Genomic DNA, 22,621 nt, shown 5'->3' on the forward strand with positions numbered 1-22,621 from the left:
TGCTAGAGGTTATTTCAAGCCCTAGTTTCAAAGGATTTTTATAAAATCTAATTTCAATCATCACAATAGTGGGGGCTCGATTCGCCCTTCTGTTTTTCAACCTTTAGCAAAAGACTAAATCATTTCAAAGCAAATTATTTAAGTGCGAAGTTGAACTTTTCGTTGAGCCAAGTATGTGAAACTTATTATACCTCATGCGCTTCTTATTTTAATAATAGAAGTTAGCTTCAAGAATACCGAAATCTACACCGTCAACAAATATTCGAATTTCTAGTTCCTCTGCTCCCGCAAGCGAAACCATAAACATATCAGGTTTTATGCCGCCTTTAAATGTTTTAGATCGATACTTCAAAATTCCATCACACCAAAATTCAACGTAAGCCCAGTTGTTATCATCTACTGCGTTTTGAGATGTCGAGTTTGTAGCTATCACGCCGGATAATAAATCGTATTTACCATCCAGTATATACAAACGGCTTTGGTAAGCTGATGCTCCCCAATATCCCGATCCGCCATTGTGGGTTATTGATAAGCCATCTAAATATGTATTGTTGAGATTATCTGTTTGAGTTGCTTTCCATGCTCGCACATTCATTCTTGAATATATTTTTTCTTCGGGTCCTTCGTTGTTAATAGTGAAAGGTGTTAAATCAGCCAGTGAAACATCTTTTATTAGAGCATCTTTTGTTTTCTCGGTGTATCTTTTCGTATTATAATCGCTTTGATCTAAATATTCCCCATGGTCATACATCCAGGCTAATTGCTTATGTGCCCATGCATAACCCATACTGGAAGATTTTTTTATTAAAGTTACCCCTTTGTCGGTATCAACACTTACGCCCAATCCTTGAAGGTAAGATAGCCCTGCTAAATATTTACATTGAGAGTCGCTAGAATTCTCCCATATTTCCACGGCTTTCTTCTTATCTTGTGAGACTCCCTTGCCGTCAAAGTAGGCAAATCCAAGGTATCTTGCGGCAGAGTCTAATCCCATACTATTTGCCTCATTAAAGTACTTAAATGCTTTCAATTCATCTTTTTCGACTGTAACTCCATATTTATAGATATAACCTAGAGCATTTAGAATGATTGGATCACCCGAATTGACGTGACCGATAAGATGGGTCTTTGCCTCCTCTATTAATTGGATAGCTTTCTCTTCATCTTTCAATACTCCATAACCGCTATAGTAACATCTGCCTAAAAAGTACGTTCCCATAATATTTCCGTGTTCATGTGACTCTAATAGCCACTCAAATGCAACTCTCGAATCCGTATTTTCGAAATACTTTAGATAACCTAGGTAAAACTGTGCTTCGCCGTTTTCAGAATCCAGAATAATTGATCCACTTGAAATTGCATTTAGAGTTGCATCATATCCTATGAGTTGTAGATCCAATATACTGATGTCAGCTTCGCTGGCATTATCTGTATCACTGTTAATTACCAATGTATCAGAATATGTATCTGCGTAAGTTATTGTGCTTACCATGAGTATCACAAATAAAATCACTGTAAGAATTTTTTTCATTTTTTTCTCCTTGTTATTCCTTGACATACTTTATTCCATGTGCTGAGGCCTGCAATGAGTCAGTGTTGATATAATAAGCTATGCGATTATCTTCAATTGCACTCAAAACTTCTCCAATTGATTTTTCGGTATAAAATACTATGGATGATGAAAAATCTTCATTGTTTATGTATGCGTTTCCTGTAAAAGTATTGTATGGATAAACTCCTTTGCCGAGAATAGTATCCGAATACATAAACTCAAGTTGTGTATAGCCACTCTCTGATTCTAGTAAATTGTAGCATGCAGGGATTATAGCAAATGTTTTGCCAATAATTTTGAATCCGCCTAAAGAGTTAGCAAATTTATTGCTGCTTTCAGATAACGCATGATCACCTGATGTTGCAACTGTAGAAGTCAAAGCAGAAATGGTCGCATCTGTCACAAACTTAAGAATATCATTTTCTTTTGGCTTTGGTGGGATACCTACATTGAGGTTACTCATATACATTTCTGAAATAATAAAATCCTGAGGCATAGTGATTATATAACTCAATACGGCTCTATCTTCAAGGCCATCTATGTTGAACGTTATTAATGTTCCATTGTCTTTACTCGGTCCAGGCATAACGCCAAATGGGTTTCCTTTAGTAAAATTTTGCTCCGAAGAAATGGATAGTTCAACTTTTAAATCAGTGTTATTTGATACACTTGCAGCAAAGAGGTTAACGTTTGGTTTAAATTCAATATTTTCGCAACCAAATATTTTAATTGATCTCCCCAATGAATTCGCCTCACTAATGCCCATTTCTGGTGGAATAAGACATGAGACATAGGGGGTTGAGGAAGATGCCTCTTCGGGCTTTGCGTAAAACCTTAGTAGTAGTTCGGTTGGCTTGGTAAATTCTAGATTCACTTTAGATTCGAAATAGTACTCATTCGCACTCACTCCGTTGTAACTAAAAACCGAGGTTTCTTGCTTAATTGAGAAAACCTCATCAAGAAACAATTCATTTCCCGTGTCTTTTTCTATAATTTGCATGACCATGCTGTAATCCTCTTGATATCCAAGTGCCGACCATTCAAATAAGTAGGGTTCACCGCTTAGCAACGTGTTGGGAACATCAAGCATACTAATCGTTGGCGCGGTCAGATACTCTTGTTCTAAGGCATAAGACGGCGACAAAGTAAAAAAAATAACAACTATACATAGCAACACCACTTCAATTTTTATTTTCATTTCTCCCTCCTCTTTCTATTGTCTGAATACTAATACTATTTATAATAGTATAATTATAAATAATTAGCCTAAATTATATATTATTCTACCATAAAAATACACATTCTAATCTAAAGTTCTTTATCTGTTGACAATATGCTTTTGCCTTCATATATGACATCTTATAATCGCGAGAAAATGTTGGATGTCAACGTCAGTAAAAGAGTTATACAATGTTGAATGTGTTGATATATGTGGGAGAAACAATATGAAATGTAGAGACGTTTCGGAATCTTTTTTTGATAGAGTTAAAGTTAAGTAGTTCAGAGATAAAATGATAGTATATTTATTTGGAAAAAGAATAAAATCAATAACTCGCTATTAGCACGAGATACTATTGATGGTGTTCTAATAGATGCATTGGGCCAAGATTGTTATATAATAGAATATGAAGTCAGTAGTTAGCTTAGTAAGAATTATTCTCCACACAAAATTAATACCATCTCTATTCTTTATTCCCCCAAAGGACTATCTTAGTTGTCAGCCCTTTTATTTATATCAATATCAAGAATATACTCATTGTTATCAGTGTCTAAATCTTGAACCCTTCTAAAAAGATCATCACCACATGATATATCGGAGTAAATTGCATAACTGTTTCCAAATCTGAAGCGGATTATTTCAGTTGTTGAATCTAATTTGATTGTCGACCCATCATAATTTTTTATGCTTGCTGATGAAAAGTCTATATAATGGTCATTTTTAGACTTAATTACTTTAATAATAGAATTTTCGATTGGCGTTACGGTTTCTAATTCATCAAATTCGTTTTCATCATCATTATGAGAGAATTTCTTTGCTTGAAGTAACGTATAAGTTGACATAGGTATATCGTTATCACTTACTGAGAAAAGCTCATCTTCTAATATATCAAGTTCAGCAGGAAATTTTATGCCTTTAGAAGTTAATGAATCTAAGAGCTGCGGAGTATAGTGAATTTCAGCTATGATGTTTTCTTCACTAAGTTCGGCATTAGATTCATTATGGTTGTCTGATGCAAATAGATCATCAATTGAATTTCCTATCCAATGGGTAAATGAAGATAAATTAGACATATCAAAATCTAACTTATTTATAAAAGTTATAGTACCAACAAGCACTGTAAGTATAACGAGAGAAATGTATATTCGTTTTGGTATATTCTTTAAATAGGATAATGGATTGACAAGAGCTCTTGTTCTCCATTTACTAACACTTTTTTCTAAGTTGGAAACTTCTTTGGAAAGCTTATTAATCTTATCGTCTTTATTACCAAGCTTAAACTCAAGTTGACCAATTTTAGAGACATGTTCATTGATTATTCTGTTTAGAGAAGTGAACATTTCATTATATTTATTGACTTGAGCATCGAGTTCTTTCTCCTTTTGTAACAACTGTTGTGTTACAGATTGGAACTGATTGTTTGCAGTATCTATAGTTTTGTGGAGTTCTCTTCGAGAATCTTGGTTAACAACTTCTAAAGAATCTTGATTTTCAATTGTATCTTCAACTTGTGATTCTTCAATAATCCGGCAAATGTCATTTAGACGTGTGGCATCAGTTGGAAAGATACTTTGGATATACTCCTTGACTTGGAGCAAGGCACGAGCATATTCTGATTGTCTTTTCTCAAGTTGCTTATAAATTTCATCAATACCAATGTCTTGTTCAATATCTTCTTTAGTTTTACTCAGTGCATCTCTAAGCCAAGATGTAATCATGGAGCTGATTGAGTAAGTAATTGTTAATGACACCTGGGCTCTTGTCATTGCTACGTAAACTTTCTTTTTTTCTTGAGTGGATACTTCACCTGTATGCGGAAAAAAAGACATAGAAATACATGCTTAAACTCAAGTCCTTTGGAAGAGTCACGTGTAGTTAATACAATTTGATTGTCATTTGGAGAAAAGTTTTTTTGTTTTCATCATTTAATAAATTGTAAAAGTTAATTGATTGGTTCTTGAGTTGTTTTGTTAAATAATGATATGATTCTTTCAGTTTTCCAGATGAACCATGGATTATGATCGCAATGTCTGATGGAATTGCACCATATGTCTTTGTTAAAACAGAGATCTGTTCAAGAATGTAATTGATTTCTCCTTTATAATTATCAAAAGATACAACTTTCGGAAGAGGTCCACGTCTCATGTTCGAGCTAAGGTTGGATATAAATCGATTATGAGTTGGATTATAACTTTCTTTTTCTTTGGAACCTGAACTTTCAAGATAATTGTATGCGAATCTACCAATTTCCATGGTACCTCGATAGTTAATTTCTAAGTTTGTAATGTCATGATCGCTAAGTGATAAGCCACTGGATCTAAAGTCAAAAGAGTCATTTTGTGAAGCATCATAAATGCTTTGAGCCCAATCGCTTGCAATTATTATATGTCCTTTAGAACCATCTTCGTGTAGTGGCTTTCTGCATTCTATTAGAGTATCAAGTCGCTGTTTACTTAAATCTTGGGACTCATCAACGAAAATATAGTCATAGACTTGGTTAACGGGATTGCTAAACTTACGATCAAAATTTTCAACTTCGATACGACTGTAAAATTTTGTGTTGAAATAGTTTTCTTTAAGCCAACCAACTAAGGATTTATTAAAGCAAGTATAGAGTATCTTAGCATTTGGATAAGTATCTAAAATATGTTTTGCCTGAGTCGCCATGATAATGGTTTTCCCTGAACCTGCGACGCCTCTTATGAGATGATCGTTTGTTGGGATTACTAAGCTCTCGCTAATTTGTTGATCTTCCATGAGTGTAAAAATTGAATCAGGATTTCCTTTGATTATAATTCGTGGATTAATAGTAGCTTTAATTTTTTTGAAGACATCATCTGTTATTGGACCTAAAAGAGAATGTTTCATTCTATTAATAAGCATGTCATATAGCATTTTTTGACCATCATCAAAGTCAGAAGTGAGAATTAAATCAAAATCATCTTGAAACATTGTGTATTTGATATTGATTAAGTCTGCAAACATTTTATCCGTTTTAGGACACTTAAGAGTGAAAAAATCGTCTTTCGATAGATTTGGGAAAGCAATTATTCGGTTTACGCAAATTGGTGAATTGCTTCTGTTTTTTGAGTTAAGTACACGAATCTCTTCATATGATTTTAGTTGGCCATATAGAGAAGCAGCATATCGATTTGACTGAGAATCTGGATTAGAGTTATATCTCATAGTTCCATTGCTGTTTCTAACAACAATTTGTGATGGATCAGCTTTAACTAGATCATCGAAATAACTAAGACTCCAATCTTTCACTTCTACAATAAATACTCCAAACTTTCTATCAACTAAAATTATATCAACTTGGCCAGTGGGAATATTGTATTCATAGTAGACTTCTGAATTTGTATCTAGGTATTTTGCCATAAGTTTTGCAAGTGCGTATTCGCCTTGCTGTTTAGTTTCTGGAAACTTATCCGGGAATAATTTTGCCATTGTTATACTCCTGAGAATTTGATTTTTATCTATTTAGAAATAACCAGTTATGTTCTTCTAAAATAAATTGACTCCTAAATATTATACATGGCATAGGTCAGAAGTTGTAGGAAAAAGTACCAATTTTATAATAGAAGTGATAAAATATACTATATACAAAATTGAAATAAGCAATGAATCATGTGGGAGTGATTTAATATACTGGGTGGAAGAGTGGCATAGCTTGAAGAAGGTATGATGTTTGTTATGCGAAAAATTTGAATCTGGACTTGGTTCTTTTGCAGGAGTTGATTATTTCGTAGAAATAATAGATATGGAACAGTTAATATATGATGGAAATATGAGAGGCATAGGAAATTCAAATCTATTGAATTAGGATAAATTAAAGGGAGAACTATCGATGACAGATTTTAGAGGTAATTTATCATGTGTTGATTCGAAAGAATTTACTCAAATTGAGGTTTGGTTATCAGGAAAAGAATTGAGTAGAAACAATTGTTTGAACACGATGAAAAGATTAGGTGCAACTACTAATGAGGAAAATTCTAAAACAAGAAGAACAGATTATTATGTGCTAAGTGATACAAAGGCATGGGAGTATTTTAAAAAAACGTATCCAAAAGCTCTGGAAACTAGACGTGTGAGAAATATGGATGATTTAAAACATACTGTATTTGTAAAAAACGTTCAATAAAGAAAATGTAATTCATAAAATTAGATTTGAATTTCCTATTATACAGTGTGGTGGGTGTAGACTATCTTTTATTGAAAATAAAAAGTGGAGCTGTGCCTATAACCTACAGGACAACATGGAGGTCAAAATGGCAAAATTACAAAAACCAGGAGAAAAACCAAATAGACCTGGAGAATATGTGGAACGAGGCCCTAGAGGTGGACAGGTTCCAAACGCTAGAAGTGTAACGATAGAACCAGGTGATGATAAACTACCACCGACTCAAGAAAAAAGACGTACTTGGGAAAGAAAGTAGCTTTAAATATTTATTTTATTAGAAACAATAAGTAGAAAATGTCCTGTAGGTTGTAATTTAAATAAACTCAGTGATTACTTTACTAGATAAGCTTACTTTAGAATAGGAGTACCATCATGAACAATATGCTATGGGAAAAACATTGGAGATATTGTAGATTGCTTGAACAAGAGCTTGATGAGATGGGAGTTTATATCGAATTTGATCCATTGAACTTTCAGTGCTTTTCTATTAAGTTACTACGTCTTATAAATTCAGCCATGTCAGAGTTTGAAGTGGTTTCTAAAGAAATTTGTGCAAATATAAATAATGATATTAATGCAGAAAAACTTAATATTAGTCAAATTAGAGATATAATCCTCAAAGAATTTCCTGATCTAATACAAACAGAGGTCAAAGTATTAGACATGAATTATTCTTTTCATCCATTCACTGGATGGGATCAAAAACCAAGGTTAGATTGGTGGGATAGTTACAACTCCCTCAAACATGATAGAAACAATAACTTCAACAAAGCCAATTTGTTGCAAGCCATAAAAAGCGTTGCAGTTCTTAAGGTAATGGTGATGATTCTTAGAAAATACTCAAGTACCTGGATGCCTGCTACAACATGGACCCTTCTTCAAGTTCAAGAGAATTGGTAAAAGAAGATAAAATTGAAGCGATTTAAAGAAAAATTTAATTTTTCAATACATAATGTTTCAGATAATAAGATTCGATTCAATTGCAACACTGTATTTAGCCTATAGCAAAGATATCTAACCAGTAGAAAGCAATTCTATAGTGAATTACAAAATAGCCACTGAGCCCCTACAAACAGCTCAGTGGCTATTTTAGTATAAGTAATTCAAAATATTAAAAAGGTTTTACCTTAAATATCAAAAGTATTACTCTTGATATCTGTAATGTATAATATACTAGTGTATGAGCATAAAAGTTTTCAAAAATCAGATGGATGAAATTATTGCAAACTGGTGACTGTATATGTGTCGGTTAAATAAAAAGTACCAGCAGTATCAAAGCAGCAATCATTCACAAAGTATTATGGAGAAATCAATCATAAATACAGAAAAATCAAAGTAATGACTATAAAAACAAAACCAGTTATAAAAACTGACAAACATAAATTGGGAGGACAGTCATGATTACATCAGAAGAGATTAAAAGAAGGTTATGGGATGGCGCCAATGAACTCAGGGGGTCCATGGACGCAAGTCGATATAAAGACTATATGCTAGGGCTCATGTTTTATAAATTCTTAAGTGATAAAACCTTAGAGACTTTCAGAGAAAATTCTTCTTCAGAAGCCGTTACGGAAGAAGAACTTGTTAATGCTTTCTTAGAAGATAAAGAAAAGTATGGTCAAGAGCTTGAAGATGCAATCAGAATGGTTCAGGGTTACTACGTATCGCCTGAATACCTATACCAAATTTGGATTAGGGATATTAATAACGGGAGTTTTGAAGTTCAGAAAGTTGCCGACAGCTTAAACAACTTTGAACGCTCCATGGTAAGCACGGGTGAGTTTAATGACTTTAAAGGACTATTCTCGAGCTCGACCTTAGATTTAACAGATACAGCGCTAGGGAGTAACCTCCACGAGCGAAGCAACAATATTAAAGCCCTAATATTATTATTTGCAGACCTGAACATGGTTGCCCTGCAAAAAGGAGATGTTCTCGGTGATGCATATGAATATTTAATTGGCCAATTTGCCATGGAGTCTGGTAAAAAGGCGGGCGAATTCTATACACCACACCGAGTGAGTGAAGTAATGGCTCAGATTGTTGCAAAAACAACAGATATAAAGTCAATATATGACCCGACGGTAGGATCAGGTTCACTATTACTTACTGTAAAAAAACATTTAAGTAAAGAGCAACAAGTTGAACTAAAATACAATGGACAAGAAAGAAATACAGCCACATATAACTTAACAAGAATGAATTTGCTTCTGCATGGTGTGCGTCCTGAAAAAATGACAATAAAAAATGGAGACACTCTAGGTGTAGATTGGCCGGAAGACCCTGAAAATCCAGCCGAAGGTATGCTTTTTGATGCAGTTGTAATGAACCCACCATATTCAGCAAAAAACTGGAATAAGGCAGGTTTAAAAGTCAGCGATCCTAGATTTGAAATTGCAGGGACCCTGCCACCGGACTCCAAAGGGGATTATGCCTTCTTATTACATGGCTTATATCATTTACAGATAAATGGAACCATGGCCATTGTTTTACCCCATGGCGTTCTATTTAGAGGGTCTTCAGAAGGTAAAATTAGAAAGAAGCTAATTGATAAGAATCATATAGATGCCGTAATTGGCCTTCCAAGTAATATGTTCACGAATACTGGAATACCTGTTGTTGTGCTAATCTTGAAGAAAAACCGGAAACTATCAGATCCTGTATTGATGATAGACGCATCTAGTAACTATCTAAAGGTTGGTAAGCAAAACGTCCTTCAAGAAAAGGACATCGCAAAAATAGTAGATACATATGTAAGCAAGTCCGAACAGCCTGGATTCAGCCATCTGGCCCATAGAAAAGAAATTATTGAGAATAATTATAACATGAACATACCAAGGTATGTGCAGGCAATAGAAGAAGATATACCGCATGATGTTGATGCTCATTTACTGGGCGGTATACCGAAAGACAATATTTCTAGCCTTAAAATCCTTAATGAATTGGTTCCAGATGTTTTATACAAGAATCTAGAAGAAATTAGACAAGGCTATATGAAACCTAACAATTCAATTGAGGAAATTACAAAGGAAACCTTGGAGCATGATGAAGTTCTGAAAATATCAGAGAAACTCAAAAGTGATATCAATGAATATATTCAAGAGTACTGGAATACGTTAAAAAGCATAACAAAGGACTCCAATATAGTAGAACTTGAAGATTCAATGCTTGATGAAATAAAGAATCTTTTAAAAAAATATAAATACATAGATACTTATACCGGATACCAGGTCATAGCTGAGACATGGAAGAGGGCCTTACTGCATGACACAGAATTGATTGCAAAAGAAGGCTTTTATAAAGTTGGCAGAACGAGAGAGCCAAATATAATAACGAAAGGCACAGGCAAGAAAAAACGTGAAGAACAAGATGGTTGGGTAGGCGCAATTATACCTAATATGCTTATAGCTGAGCTGTTATATACAGATCAATTAAAAACTCAAGAAACCATGCGTACTAAAATTCAAGAGCTAGAGATGGAGCTCTCAGATTTACTTGAATCAGCAAAAACAGAAGATACTGAAGAAAATGACGCTCTAGTTGAAGTTGTCAAAAAAAATAAAGATGGTGACCTAGGCGATTCATTTGACAAGAAAGCATTAAGCAAAGAGCTAAAAGAGGTTGAGAAAAAGACACCAAAATATGACATGTTAAAAAGAGTCGATAAACTCATGTCAAGCATTTCAACACTGTCAAGCAACTTAAAGAAAGAAGAGAAATATCTCAAAGAAGCCGTTCAAGACAGAATAACAGAATTAACTGATGAAGAAATAGATGAACTAATGTATTATAAATGGTTTGGAAATACAGCAAACGAGATTACTGATTTATTAAACTCAGCTTTAAAGAAAGAGTTAAACACACTTAAGACATTAGATGAGAGATACTCAGAGACATTAGACGACTTAGATACACAGATTGAAAATCTCCTTCAAGAGTTTGAAGACCTTAAGAATGACCTGGTGGTGGTGTAATGTCTGAATCAAAAAAACAAGTGCCTAGGAGAAGATTTAAGGAATTTGTAAATGCTGAAGAGTGGGAACAGCGTAAGCTTGGAGAGATAACTGATCTAATAACGGGATACCCATTTGAAAGCAAGAAATTTTGTAATGATGGAATACGGTTAATAAGAGGAATGAATGTAAAAAGAGGGTTCTTAGATTATTCTAGTGAAGCAAGTGAATTTTGGCATACTTGTAAAGGTTTAGAATCATATTTGTTAGAAGATAGAGATATTCTAATACAAATGGATGGAGCATTAATTGGAAAAAGTTATGCTCAAATAAAGCAATATCAACTGCCTGCTTTATTAGTCCAACGTGTTACTAGAATTAGAAGTAAAAATGGAAATATTGATATTGACTATATTTATCAAGCGATTCAAAATAATTTCTTGACTTATATAAGTGGGCTTAAAACTGAAACTGCGGTACCCCATCTAAGTCTGAAAGATATAAATGATTTTGAGGTCAGGCTCCCTAGAATTGATGAGCAAATAGTAATTGGTAAATTTTTTAAGGAACTAGACAACCTTATCACCCTTCACCAGCGTAAATTAGATAAACTAAAATCCATAAAAAAAGCATATCTAAATGAAATGTTCCCTGCAAAAGGCGAAAGAAAACCTAGGCGCAGATTCAGAGGGTATACTGAGAACTGGGAACTGCGCAAATTAACTGATGAAGTAGAAATCTTTGGTGGATTAACTTACTCACCTAGTAATATGGTGAATGATAATGGAACTTTAGTACTTAGATCATCTAATGTAAAGAATGGCGAAATAGTAGATGCAGACAACGTTTATGTTGCTTCAGAAGTTGTTAATGTGGATAATGTCAGAGTTGGTGATGTCATTGTGGTTGTTCGTAATGGATCACGCTCATTGATTGGGAAACATGGTCAAATAAAAGAGCCGAGTGACAATACAGTTATAGGAGCCTTTATGTCCGGATTACGATCGGAACATCCTGAGTTTATAAATGCGCTACTTGATACAAAACTCTTCAAAGACGAAATTGATAAGAGTCTAGGAGCTACAATTAATCAGATTACAAATGGCATGTTTCATCAAATGGAGTTTTATATACCTAGTTTTAAGGAACAAGATGAAATCGGAACGTTTTTCAACGAACTAGACATCCTAATAACCAAAAACCAACAAAAACTAACCAAACTAAAAAACCTAAAAAATGCATACCTCAACGAAATGTTCATTTAAAGGAAAGGAGAAAAACCATGAGCAATGCACCTAAAAATGCTTCCGAAAAAGCATTTCAAGAGAAATTTGTTAAAGAGTTGGAAAAGTATCAATGGGAATCTCCTGATTTTTTAAATGGCAATAAAAAGAAGGTCACAGTTAATGATCTAATCAAGTACTGGCGATCAGAACTAAACCGAATCAATGCTGACCAACTTGAGAATGTTGAACTGACCGATAATGAGTTCAAGCAAGTTATGGCCAAGGTGAACCAAATAAATAATAGTTATGAAGCTGCCAAAGTTCTATCAATGGAAGGCAGTATAGGCAAAATAGATGGCATACATAGAGATGACCACCCTGAAGTCACGCGTAAGCAGGTTACCCTAACAATATTAAAAAAAGTAGCCGTTAGTGGTGGTGACTCAAGCTATAGAGTGGCACGTGAAGTTGAAACAGAAAGTGGTAATCGATTCGATATTGTACTGCTTATAAATGGTCTGCCCTTAATTAATATTGAGCAAAAGCGCACGGATAAATCCCTTGATGAAGCTTTTGGCCAGTTTAAAAGGTATTACAAAGACGGAGAGTACTGCAATAATTTTATGGCTTTTTCTCAAATGATGGTTATGACCTCAGAAGTAGCAACCCGTTATTTTGCAACGCCAAAATCAGTAAAGGATTTCAACCCTGTATATGTTTTTCGTTGGTCAGATAAAAGTAACAATCCTGTAAACGAGTGGCAAAATGTGGTTAAACTTTTTCTAAAGATTCCAATGGCGCATCAAATGGTCGGGGATTACCTGGTTATCGATGAAGCAAAAGATGAAGAAAATCGTAAGCATATGTTAATGCGGCCCTACCAAGTATATGCTCTACAGGCCGTTGAAGGAGCAGCGTTTGGGTCTGATAATGAAGAAGGAAATCCCCATGGGGGCTATGTCTGGCATACAACGGGAAGCGGTAAGACAATTACAAGTTTCAAAACAGCCCTCTTTTTAACCTTGCGGGCAGGTTTTGATAAAGTTGTATTTCTAGTGGACAGACGAGAACTAGATACAAAAACAAGTGAGAATTTTAAAGCCTATGCTTCATATGAATCTGTTGATGTGGATGATACCAAGTATACATATCAATTAAAGAAGAAACTAAAGTCAGCGGGTAATGGCATTGTAGTAACGACCACATTTAAATTGAATATACTTGTTAAAGAGATGTTTGAAGCTCAAGATCATTCCTTGGCAGACAAAAAAATGGTCTTTATAGTGGATGAAGCACACCGCACAACCATGGGACAAATGATGGGAGAAATAAAAAAGTATTTCAAAAGTCAGAGTCTGTTTTATGGTTTTACTGGAACCCCTTTATTTGATGAAAATAAGGTAAAAGGACGAATAAACGATAAAAGTGAAGTGATAAATACCACTGAAAAGTTGTTTGGTCCCAATCTACATGACTACACCATAGACCAAGCCATTGCTGATGGTAACGTACTTGGTTTTTATGTGGACTATATAAACACTGGTGAGTTTAGAAGTCATGACGACTTGAGGGACCAGTTAATGGATAAAATGAAAGAAGACAATCCTACTCTTTCTGACCGAGAAATTGAAAGGAAAGTTCAGTCTTATTCATTAGCTGAAGTGGAAAAAAAGGCCAGCGAACTCGATATTTTAGTTTATCAAGATGAAACGCATATACCAAGAGTTGTATCATCAATGCTTGATAATTGGGATCAACAGTCACAAACTAAAGAATTTAATGCCATTTTAACAGTACAATATAAACATCGTGTTATTGCCTACTATAATGAGTTTCAGAAGCAATTAAAAGATAGAAATGAAAAGTTAAATATTGCGATGACTTTTAGCTTTGGAAATGAAAATGATACAGACAATATTGCCAAAGACATAAAAGAGAAAATGTTCAAAGATTACTCAACTTTCACTGGTATAAAGTTTCTGGTAGATGATAAAAAACATGGCGAAAGAGCATATTTTGATGACATTGTGGACAGAACGACACGTGGAGGAAGTGGCAGAAATCCCAAGAATATTGATTTGGTTATTGTGGCAGATCAACTTTTAACTGGTTACGATTCTAAAAGATTAAATACACTGTATGTTGATCGGTCAATCAAACAGCAGAATCTTGTACAAGCATACTCTAGAACAAATCGAGTATATGGTAGTGAAAAAGAGTTTGGTACAATTATTAACTTCAAATATCCAGAAATGACACGAGAAAAGGTAAACACAGCTTTAAAACTCTACAGTAGTGGTGGGAGTAATAATAGAATAATTGTTGATACATATATAAATTCAGTAAGAAAACTTAACCTTAAGTTCGAAGAAATGATTCCAACATTGCCAAACCCTTCAGACTGGCAACTCTTAGAACGTGATGAGTCAGCTAAAGAAGATTTCATACTGGCCTTTAAAGATGCATCAGACCAGCTCAATTTTGTGCAGCAGTACTATGAATACAAATGGGTTGATGCAACATTTGGCCTTAATGAGCACACTTGGCTCAAATACATAGGGGCATATAAAAATCTTACTAAAAAAGATGATTCCACAGATGGACCTGTAGAAATAAGAACCTTGGTAGGTAGAACCAAATTATCTGGAACCCAGGTGATTGATGCAAATCATATTTTGACCCTGATTGGTTCTGAGGTAAGAAATGAGAACGGCATTCAAACAATAGATCCTGAAATACTTAGACTTGTTTATGAAAAAATACAAGAACTAAGTGACATGGGCGAGAGCAACAAGGCAAGCATGCTAAAAGAGTTTGTGGATACCGAACTGCTCCAGGGCAACTTGGATTATAATGTACATTTTGATGATGCGTTTAATGACTGGAAGCAAGGCAAACTTAAAAATGATGTGACCGACCTTGCTAAGACATGGGGCATAAATAACGATTGGTTGTACAAATCGGTTTTATCATTTTCAACCATAGCCCCTTCGACAGTGCCTTACATTGATGAAATAGTTAAAAGTATAGATTATGACTCTGCTCAAGATCAGTCAGCAGGCAATAAACTAAAACATATGATGAAATTGACGAAAGCTTTACCCGATAGCATAAAGAATTTAAAACTAAAATACGAGTAAGTCAAAAGCATATTATCCACTAAAAAGCGATGTAGCCCAACCACATCGCTTTTTTTAATACCACCAATACCTCTAAACCACCCGAATAGACCGAGCCACACCAACCTTATGTGTAATATATCCCATGGACTCCAACCGATCCAGTCGCTTCTTAACAGTAGAGAGAGAGTTCTCGTTGCAAATTTTGAGAAGTTCCCGGTAGGAAGGTGAAAATCCTTGTTCTGCATAATAGTCTTTGATTGCTTTGAATAGATTAATATCCTGAGTTGTAAGTTGTAATGACATATAATCTCCTCCTAAAAACCGAACACGTGTTCGTGTTTTTTCTTTATTCTAGCATGAAATTGTAGTATTTTCTAGTTAGGGAGTTGATTTTTATGAAAAAAAGGATGATAAATCCACCGATTTCAAGATTAGGTGGTAAATCAAGATTAAGAAAAGCGATTATTGAGAGAATACCAGAACATACATGTTATACAGAAGGCTTCTTTGGCGCTGGATGGGTTTATTTCGGAAAAGAGATGTCCCAAGGTCGAAGTCATAAATGATATTGATGGCGAGCTTATTAATCTTTTTAGAGTGATTAAATATCATGCTGAAGAACTGAATCGTTACTTGAACTTTGAAATTATAAGCAGAGACCAGTTTAAATGCTACTCTGAACAGAACACCCAAACACTAACAGAAATTCAAAGAGACATTAGGTATTTGTATTTAGTCAATTACTCATTTGCAAGCAAAGGTGGGAACTTTGGCTATTCTGCTGTTCAAGGGCCGAAAAAGAAGCTCAATAGTGATGAATTACTAATCGCAATTAAGAGAAGACTTCAGAACACATATTTAGAAAATTTGGATTATAAAAAGCTGATAGACAAGTACGACAGAGAAGCGACCTTCTTCTACCTTGACCCGCCGTATTATGACACAGCCATTGACTTTCACAAACATAACCCTATTACCTTTCAGGAAATGGACCATATAGAGTTAAGGGATAAATGCACGAATATGAAAGGGAAGTTCTTGCTATCAATAAATGATCATCCCTGGATCAGGGAAATCTATAGGGATTTCAAAATTGAACCAATAGACGTCAATTATTCCTGTGGTAAGGGGAAAAATGAGAATGCACAAGAGCTGTTAATCAGTAATTATTAGTTTCTATTGCTATATAGTTGAGTTTTATTCCAAATGGTCAAAAAATAAAAAGATCATGTTGACCATGATCTTGTTTAAATATGGGGTTGGACGTTATGACAAAAACTGATCTGAAAAAATACATCATATGTAAAATACGAAGAAAGCGAAATAAATGCAATGCTATAGATCAAGGTAAGCCAAATCAATAATGGCATCAATCAGTTTTTTTATAGATTCCACTTTGTCTTCAGGAATATCTTGACCTTCAGGTAGTATGCCACGTTCTTCGAGTTTTGCGATAATTATATCAGCAATTTGGGAGTCGGTAGAATCTGATGCATTTGCCATAACTGATGATACGATTTTCTTAAGTTCATCATTAGATGGAATGTCAGTTAGCCCAAGGATATAATCTGTACTAACATTAAAAAGCTTAGAAAGGTCAATTAATACATCGCCTTTTAAGGCGGTTTGGCCACGTTCTATTTTTGAGATAGTCGATCTATTTGTATTAAGTTTATAGGCTAGATCATCGATAGTCCACTCTTTTGTGTTGCGAAGCAATCTAACGCGCTGTCCGCTTATGTTTGACATGAATACACCTCCAAGTGAATTGTAGCATGATACATCAAAAATGCGGTTAAAAATATCAAAAATAGAGAAAAAATCTTAAAAAAAGATTGACAGTCTTCAAAAAGTAGATATAATGTACACAAGGAGGAGCTAATATGAAGACGATGACGATCAATACTGACGACCTAAGAGGTCTTAGGGCCAAATATAAAATGAATCAGGAAAACATGGCTGAGATATTGGGTATTTCCATTGCAACTTATCAGCGAAAAGAGAACGGTGATTCTCAATTTTCACTAAAAGAAGCTTATGCAATAGCAAATTTCTTTGAAAAGTCAATTGACGATATATTCCATGCTGTTTCTACGAGTTCATCTTGAGAGTATATATTGAGTATATAATTAAATGTAATCAATTTCCATATGAAGAAAGGAGCAAAAAATGAACGCCTTTGAATTTGGAATAACCTACCTGCATGATCAACTTGAGATTATGATAGACAGTGATCTAAGTTATCAAAGCAGAATGAAAGAATTAAAAGCACTTAAGCTAAAAAATGTGGATATGGTCAATGAATACCTGGACCTGAAAAAAGAACATGAAATCCTTGAAGAAGAAATATTCAAGATGATAGAGTTTATATCATTTGTTAGATTCAATAGAAAAGAATATCAAAAAAAGAAAAATGCCGGTGCAAAAGCAACCGACAAAGAAAAATTAACTAATAAAATTATAACAGAAATGAAAGAGAATGCAAACACATATTCCTTAATTTCTTCAGGGGGTGCCCTTCAAGGGGAACGCTTGGTGCTTGCTGAACATTAAAGCAAAAAAAGCAATGATTACGAAATATAATCATTTGCCTTTCTGAATTTTATTAATTTGTTCTGCATTGCAAATGGCAGAGTCAAGTAGTGCGGATATAGCTTCAAGCATTTCTTCAGTGATTTCTTCACCTTCAACAATAAGGCCTTTATCACGAAAAATTTTATATATTTCTTCGGCAGCTTGTTCTCTTTTAGACGAATCATAATCATTGTCAACTAAGAAATCGACACTCACGTTAAAAAGATTAGCCAAATCGACAAGGATTCTTTGCTCCTTTGGAAATCTGTTGTTTGCTTCATAGTAACCAATAACACGTGACGATATTCCAATAGCATTACCAACATCAGATTGTGATAGTCCTTTTGCCTCTCTGAGGGCTTTGATTTTGTCTCCAAACAATATGATCACCTCAAGAAAAAGTATACCATTTTGCGTGATTAGAAAGTATGATGCGAACAAAAAGTTCGCATTTATATAAAAAGTTGAATAATGTTCTAAAAAATCATTGACAAAACTGTTAGCATTCTATACTATAAAAGTGCGAACAAATTGTTCTGCAAACACATTGTATATAGGAGGAGGTTCTATTGAATAATATGAAAGAGTACAGAGAGGAAGTTGGATTGACACAGGTTCAAGTTGCTGACTCTCTTCAAATAACTCGTGAGTATGTTTCGCTCATTGAGAGAGAACAACGAACACCGGGATTTAAGCTTGCACAAAAGATATCAAAGCTTTTTGGAAAGAGTATCGAAGAAGTATTTCCATCAGAATAGTAGAAGAGGAGAGTCTATGAATGCCTTTGAATTTGGAATAACCTACCTGCATGATCAACTAGAGATTATGATAGACAGTGATCTAAGTTATCAAAGCAGAATGAAAGAATTAAAAGCGCTTAAGCTAAAAAATGTGGATATGGTCAATGAATATCTGGACCTGAAAAAAGAACATGAAATCCTTGAAGAAGAAATATTCAATATGATAGAGTTTATATCATTTGTAAGATTCAATAGAAAAGAATATCAAAAAAAGAAAAATGCCGGTGCAAAAGCAACCGACAAAGAAAAAATAACTAATAAAATTATAACAGAAATGAGAGAGAATGCAAACACATATTCCTTAATTTCTTCAGGGGGTGCCGTCCAGTGAGCACTTTCCTAGCAGATGTGGTGCAAATTAAAGAGTCTGAAAGAGCCCTAACAGCCTTCATAGAACAGAACAGACCCACTACGATAAGAGGATATGTAGAACAGGTAGATGATGCTATGTACTTCAGATCAAATGTAAGAGACCAGAAAAAGATAGTTGAAAATAAGAAATTCTTTGAAGTGGCCACTATGACTGAGGCTGATATAAATCTATCTGGTTTAACGGATACTGAAAAACGTGTACTATTGAAGAGACTTGAAATGCGGACCAATAGTTTTCGTGAAGTGGATAAAGCGCTTGGTTATAAAACAGATGGTTCTTCAAGCTACCAAATATACAGAAAGGCAATAAAGAAGATTGAAAAGTATTTATTGCTGCCATCTGATCAAAAGTGTAGAAGTTTATTGAGCGAGCAGCAATACAATATATATGAATGCATGAAGTTGAACATGACCAACAAGGAAATTGCTGAGAAGCTTGGTTGTAGCCTTGGAACAGTTAAAACGTCAAAAAATAGAATTAGAAAAAAACTAAATCCTTTGAGCCAGTTAAGCGTTCCGGTAGAGGGGGTTAACGAAAAGGACTAGTTTTTAATGACAGGTAAAGTGTGTCTATTATAGTTAACAACTGAGACGTTTTCAAAGTCTGAGTTTTTTACTCACATGTAGGTAGGCGAAGATCAATGATTTTAGACATATAAAGCTAAGCAACCTAGTCAAAGGGGTTAACGAAAACGGCTCTTTTTTAACGACAGGTAAAGTGTGTCTATTATAGTTAACAACTGAGAAGTCTTCAAGGCCTGAGTTTTTTACTCACATGTAGGTAGGTGGAGGTTAATGATTTTAGACATATAAAGTTAAACAACCTGGTTAAGGGGGTTAACGAAAACGGCTCTTTTTTAATGACAGGTAAAGTGTGTCTACTCAAAATTCTAAGTATTAATACATATAAATGCTAAACAGTCCTTTAGATGGGGCTGTTTTTTATATGCAAAAGACTCCCAGGAATGGAGCCTTCAGCATAAATACTTAGATTAATTGGCAATCAGAGAATTTATGAAAGGATTAAATATGAACAATACTATAACTGAAAGACTCGACTCAGCTAACAAGTTCCTTAGAGACCTAGCAACACTCACTGGCTTAGGGATGATAAAAAATGAAATTATTTATATGGAAGTAAGTGATGATGATGTAATGCTGGTTAATCCATTTGGGGACAATGTGCCATTTCACAAGCTTAAGCGTATACCAAATTATTCGGAAGCAGTACAATTACATCTTGTAAAAGCCAGCGAGCTTTTTCTAGAAGAATTACACATAGCACTTGCTCTATTTATTTCTGATGGGAGCAAAATTGAATATGGCTGGATTCATAGTCCTTACTTTATGTGTGATTCTGAACTACGTGAAGGCATAATTCAAATAGGACGTACACTTGGAATAATAGAGCCCAATACATATTGGGATTGTAATTTCAGCATACTTGATTATGACAGAACAGTGCTTGGTGATATATACAAGTATTGCTTTCAGCACAAACTGGATTTCATATCATACCATGTCTTTGCTAAAGCAATGGGATTATAAGCATGTGTATACAAACTAATACCTCTAAGTCAATTAGGCATCCCAGTCGAGGGGGAACGAAATCGCATAGTTTTTAAATAATTTCTATTAAATATGTTTATATCATTTAGATTTGGCAGGATATAATATTAATGAAAGGATGATTCATGTATGACCCATTCTAAAAATTTAAAGTATGCCATAGAGTTGGCCCTTTTAAATCAATTAAGTTCAGAAGGGGAATTGAGCGAAGTGGAAGCAACGCTTGTTAATGAAAGAATACATGTTAAACATGGGGTTACAAGAAGACGTTACAATAGAATGAATAAGTAGAGGGATTATGAAGACTATAGAACGCATACCACCCAAAAATGAAGTGAAAAACCTTGGGGCTCGTGAATCTTTAGTTAGAGTGGCACCGTACTGCCGAGTAAGTAAATCAACTGAAGAACAGCTCACAAGTTTTTCGAATCAAAAGTCTCATTATGAAAGGCTTATATCAAATAAAGATGAATGGAAACTTGTTCGTATATATGCCGATGAGGGGATATCAGGAACAAAGACAGCAAATCGACACGAGTTTAATCGAATGTTCGAAGATGCTATGAATGGTAAAATCGATTTGATCATTACTAAATCAATATCTAGATTCGCAAGAAATGTTGTAGATACCATTACGTATGTACGTGCTCTGAAAGATCGTGGTGTAAGGATCATCTTTGAAAATGAAAATATAGATACCATGGCCATGGAAGGCGAGTTAATGTTGACGATCTTAAGTGCAGTTGCTCAAATGTATGTTGAGAACTTATCTGAAAGTGTTAACTGGAGCCTAAAGAAGAAAATGGAGAAAGGTGAGCTTGTTGGATTTTCAGGATGTTTAGGTTATGATTATGATACAGAAAACCAAAAGATCATCATAAATGAAAAAGAAGCTAAGATTGTTAGGCTAATTTTTTCTAGGTACTTAGGTGGTGCTGGATGTTATACCATTGCCAATGAATTAAAGAAGATCGGATATAAAACAAAAAAAGGTTCTAGTCGTTGGCATGAAAGCACAGTAAGGGCAATCCTAAAGAATGAGAAGTATTGTGGTGATGTCCTTCAAGGAAAGACGTTTACCACTGATGCACTGAGTCATAACCGTGTCATTAATAAAGGGCAAAAATCTCAGTACATGGTGCGAAACAATCACGAACCAATTATTGAACGAGAAGTTTTTAATGAAGCAGCTAAGATCATGGAAGATAGAAGAAAAGCTCAGAATCTTAATGGTCAAAGACAAAGACATAGTCAAAAATATGCATTCAGCAAGAAAATATCATGTGGATACTGTGGATCATCATACATTCGAAGAAAACATCATTCAAGTAGCAAGTATGAGCATTATTCCTGGACTTGTATTAAACCTAGCAAGGGATTTAGACGTGAATGTCCACATAGTAAGTCAGTCCGTGAAGATATTATTGAACAGGCATTTATTGAATGCTTTAATATATTATTAAGTGAAAGTGATGATGTAATTGCTTCCTTTCTAAAGACTGTTGAAGAGAGTTTGAAAAACGTTGATCATTCAAAAAAACTTAAATCACTTAATCATGAAATCAGCAAGGTAAAAGATAAAATGGATAACTTAGTAAAATTAAAGATCGAGTCGAAGATCAATATTGAAGTTTACGAAAAAAATAATTCAGAACTAGAAATGGAGTTAGATGCGCTTAATAAGCAACGGGAAAAACTAGAAAACTATATCTCAGAAAACGCTAGTATATCTGATAGAATAAAAAAGTTTTCAGTCTTATTAAAGAATAATAAGTTGATGAGTGAGTTTGATCGAGAAATATTTGAAACCATAATTAGCAATATTATTATTGGTGGTAAGAACGAATATGGTATTGACTCGCCATACTTGATTACATTTATTCTTAAAACAGGGGCAGAAATGACAGTCGATGTCGATAAAAAAAAGAATTGTTAGTTGAAAAATCTTTGTATTCTTTTTCAACAAGCCCCGCATGTGGAGACTGTAGTGGAGTTGGTTAGAGTTTAAAAGGGGTTCAAGATTTAAAAACTGTAGAAAAGATAATTTTGCC

Annotated in this window: 21 protein-coding genes and 2 pseudogenes; 16 read left to right on the forward strand and 7 right to left on the reverse strand. The window is 34.4% G+C overall.

Annotated features, from left to right (window positions below; genetic code table 11):
* Nucleotides 1-208: 208 nt before the first annotated feature.
* The 4 genes from ACQ4KW_RS03860 to ACQ4KW_RS03875 form a co-directional block, all read right to left on the reverse strand.
* Entirely contained in the window at nt 209-1,531 is a 1,323-nt protein-coding gene (locus ACQ4KW_RS03860; RefSeq protein ID WP_430885220.1) for a tetratricopeptide repeat protein, read from the reverse strand.
* 13 nt (nt 1,532-1,544) lie between these two features.
* Nucleotides 1,545-2,750 carry a hypothetical protein gene (locus ACQ4KW_RS03865; RefSeq protein ID WP_430885221.1) on the reverse strand — a complete coding sequence of 402 codons (1,206 nt, stop codon included), beginning with the start codon at nt 2,748-2,750 and terminating at the stop codon, nt 1,545-1,547.
* A 512-nt stretch (nt 2,751-3,262) separates the two neighbouring features.
* Complete coding sequence (locus tag ACQ4KW_RS03870; RefSeq protein WP_430885222.1) at nt 3,263-4,600, reverse strand: hypothetical protein; 1,338 nt, start codon at nt 4,598-4,600, stop codon at nt 3,263-3,265.
* Between the two features lie 46 nt (nt 4,601-4,646).
* Nucleotides 4,647-6,221 (reverse strand): NERD domain-containing protein, encoded by a 1,575-nt coding sequence (locus ACQ4KW_RS03875; RefSeq protein WP_430885223.1) that lies wholly within the window; start codon nt 6,219-6,221, stop codon nt 4,647-4,649.
* A gap of 400 nt (nt 6,222-6,621) precedes the next feature.
* On the opposite strand from ACQ4KW_RS03875, the gene ACQ4KW_RS03880 reads away from it, so the two are divergent.
* From ACQ4KW_RS03880 to ACQ4KW_RS03910, 7 genes and pseudogenes are all read left to right on the forward strand, one after another.
* Nucleotides 6,622-6,915 (forward strand): hypothetical protein, encoded by a 294-nt coding sequence (locus ACQ4KW_RS03880; protein ID WP_430885224.1) that lies wholly within the window; start codon nt 6,622-6,624, stop codon nt 6,913-6,915.
* A gap of 127 nt (nt 6,916-7,042) precedes the next feature.
* Entirely contained in the window at nt 7,043-7,210 is a 168-nt protein-coding gene (locus ACQ4KW_RS03885) for a YjzC family protein (protein ID WP_430885225.1), read from the forward strand.
* A 116-nt stretch (nt 7,211-7,326) separates the two neighbouring features.
* Nucleotides 7,327-7,854: a hypothetical protein gene (locus tag ACQ4KW_RS03890; protein ID WP_430885226.1), complete on the forward strand. Its 528-nt coding sequence runs from the start codon at nt 7,327-7,329 to the stop codon at nt 7,852-7,854.
* A gap of 497 nt (nt 7,855-8,351) precedes the next feature.
* Nucleotides 8,352-10,928, forward strand: a complete 2,577-nt coding sequence (locus tag ACQ4KW_RS03895; RefSeq protein ID WP_430885227.1) for a type I restriction-modification system subunit M — start codon at nt 8,352-8,354, stop codon at nt 10,926-10,928.
* Nucleotides 10,928-11,512, forward strand: a pseudogene (locus tag ACQ4KW_RS03900) (restriction endonuclease subunit S); the annotation flags it as partial. The gene ACQ4KW_RS03895 and the pseudogene ACQ4KW_RS03900, both read left to right, overlap by 1 nt.
* A 132-nt stretch (nt 11,513-11,644) precedes the next feature.
* Nucleotides 11,645-12,172 (forward strand): restriction endonuclease subunit S, encoded by a 528-nt coding sequence (locus ACQ4KW_RS03905; RefSeq protein WP_430886537.1) that lies wholly within the window; start codon nt 11,645-11,647, stop codon nt 12,170-12,172.
* 17 nt (nt 12,173-12,189) lie between these two features.
* Nucleotides 12,190-15,273, forward strand: coding sequence for a type I restriction endonuclease subunit R (locus ACQ4KW_RS03910; RefSeq protein WP_430885228.1), 3,084 nt, complete (start codon nt 12,190-12,192; stop codon nt 15,271-15,273).
* A gap of 72 nt (nt 15,274-15,345) precedes the next feature.
* Here the strand turns inward: ACQ4KW_RS03910 and ACQ4KW_RS03915 are convergent, their stop codons facing one another.
* Nucleotides 15,346-15,558, reverse strand: coding sequence for a LexA family protein (locus tag ACQ4KW_RS03915; RefSeq protein ID WP_430885229.1), 213 nt, complete (start codon nt 15,556-15,558; stop codon nt 15,346-15,348).
* A 92-nt stretch (nt 15,559-15,650) separates the two neighbouring features.
* On the opposite strand from ACQ4KW_RS03915, the pseudogene ACQ4KW_RS03920 reads away from it, so the two are divergent.
* Nucleotides 15,651-16,428 (forward strand): annotated as a pseudogene (locus tag ACQ4KW_RS03920) (DNA adenine methylase).
* A gap of 162 nt (nt 16,429-16,590) precedes the next feature.
* Here the strand turns inward: ACQ4KW_RS03920 and ACQ4KW_RS03925 are convergent.
* A complete protein-coding gene (locus ACQ4KW_RS03925) occupies nt 16,591-17,004 on the reverse strand; it encodes a helix-turn-helix domain-containing protein (protein ID WP_430885230.1) in 414 nt (137 codons plus the stop codon).
* Nucleotides 17,005-17,138: 134 nt separating this feature from the next.
* On the opposite strand from ACQ4KW_RS03925, the gene ACQ4KW_RS03930 reads away from it, so the two are divergent.
* Together ACQ4KW_RS03930 and ACQ4KW_RS03935 are read left to right on the forward strand one after the other, a co-directional pair.
* Complete coding sequence (locus tag ACQ4KW_RS03930; RefSeq protein ID WP_430885231.1) at nt 17,139-17,363, forward strand: helix-turn-helix transcriptional regulator; 225 nt, start codon at nt 17,139-17,141, stop codon at nt 17,361-17,363.
* A gap of 61 nt (nt 17,364-17,424) precedes the next feature.
* A complete protein-coding gene (locus tag ACQ4KW_RS03935) occupies nt 17,425-17,808 on the forward strand; it encodes a hypothetical protein (protein WP_430885232.1) in 384 nt (127 codons plus the stop codon).
* Between the two features lie 30 nt (nt 17,809-17,838).
* Here the strand turns inward: ACQ4KW_RS03935 and ACQ4KW_RS03940 are convergent, their stop codons facing one another.
* Entirely contained in the window at nt 17,839-18,210 is a 372-nt protein-coding gene (locus ACQ4KW_RS03940) for a helix-turn-helix domain-containing protein (RefSeq protein ID WP_430885233.1), read from the reverse strand.
* Between the two features lie 197 nt (nt 18,211-18,407).
* On the opposite strand from ACQ4KW_RS03940, the gene ACQ4KW_RS03945 reads away from it, so the two are divergent.
* From ACQ4KW_RS03945 to ACQ4KW_RS03970, 6 genes are all read left to right on the forward strand, one after another.
* Nucleotides 18,408-18,587: a helix-turn-helix transcriptional regulator gene (locus ACQ4KW_RS03945; protein ID WP_430885234.1), complete on the forward strand. Its 180-nt coding sequence runs from the start codon at nt 18,408-18,410 to the stop codon at nt 18,585-18,587.
* A 16-nt stretch (nt 18,588-18,603) separates the two neighbouring features.
* The gene (locus ACQ4KW_RS03950) at nt 18,604-18,960 is read left to right on the forward strand and encodes a hypothetical protein (protein ID WP_430885235.1); all 357 of its coding nucleotides are present in this window, start codon (nt 18,604-18,606) and stop codon (nt 18,958-18,960) included.
* The gene (locus ACQ4KW_RS03955; protein ID WP_430885236.1) at nt 18,957-19,547 is read left to right on the forward strand and encodes a helix-turn-helix transcriptional regulator; all 591 of its coding nucleotides are present in this window, start codon (nt 18,957-18,959) and stop codon (nt 19,545-19,547) included. Before ACQ4KW_RS03950 ends, ACQ4KW_RS03955 begins: the two co-directional genes overlap by 4 nt.
* A 468-nt stretch (nt 19,548-20,015) precedes the next feature.
* Nucleotides 20,016-20,549 carry a hypothetical protein gene (locus ACQ4KW_RS03960; RefSeq protein WP_430885237.1) on the forward strand — a complete coding sequence of 178 codons (534 nt, stop codon included), beginning with the start codon at nt 20,016-20,018 and terminating at the stop codon, nt 20,547-20,549.
* Between the two features lie 150 nt (nt 20,550-20,699).
* Nucleotides 20,700-20,861, forward strand: a complete 162-nt coding sequence (locus tag ACQ4KW_RS03965; protein ID WP_430885238.1) for a hypothetical protein — start codon at nt 20,700-20,702, stop codon at nt 20,859-20,861.
* A 7-nt stretch (nt 20,862-20,868) separates the two neighbouring features.
* Complete coding sequence (locus ACQ4KW_RS03970) at nt 20,869-22,506, forward strand: recombinase family protein (RefSeq protein WP_430885239.1); 1,638 nt, start codon at nt 20,869-20,871, stop codon at nt 22,504-22,506.
* Nucleotides 22,507-22,621 lie beyond the last annotated feature (115 nt).

It is taken from the genome of Tianxiuia mixotrophica, assembly GCF_050596425.1.
GTDB lineage: Bacteria > Bacillota > Clostridia > Peptostreptococcales > Acidaminobacteraceae.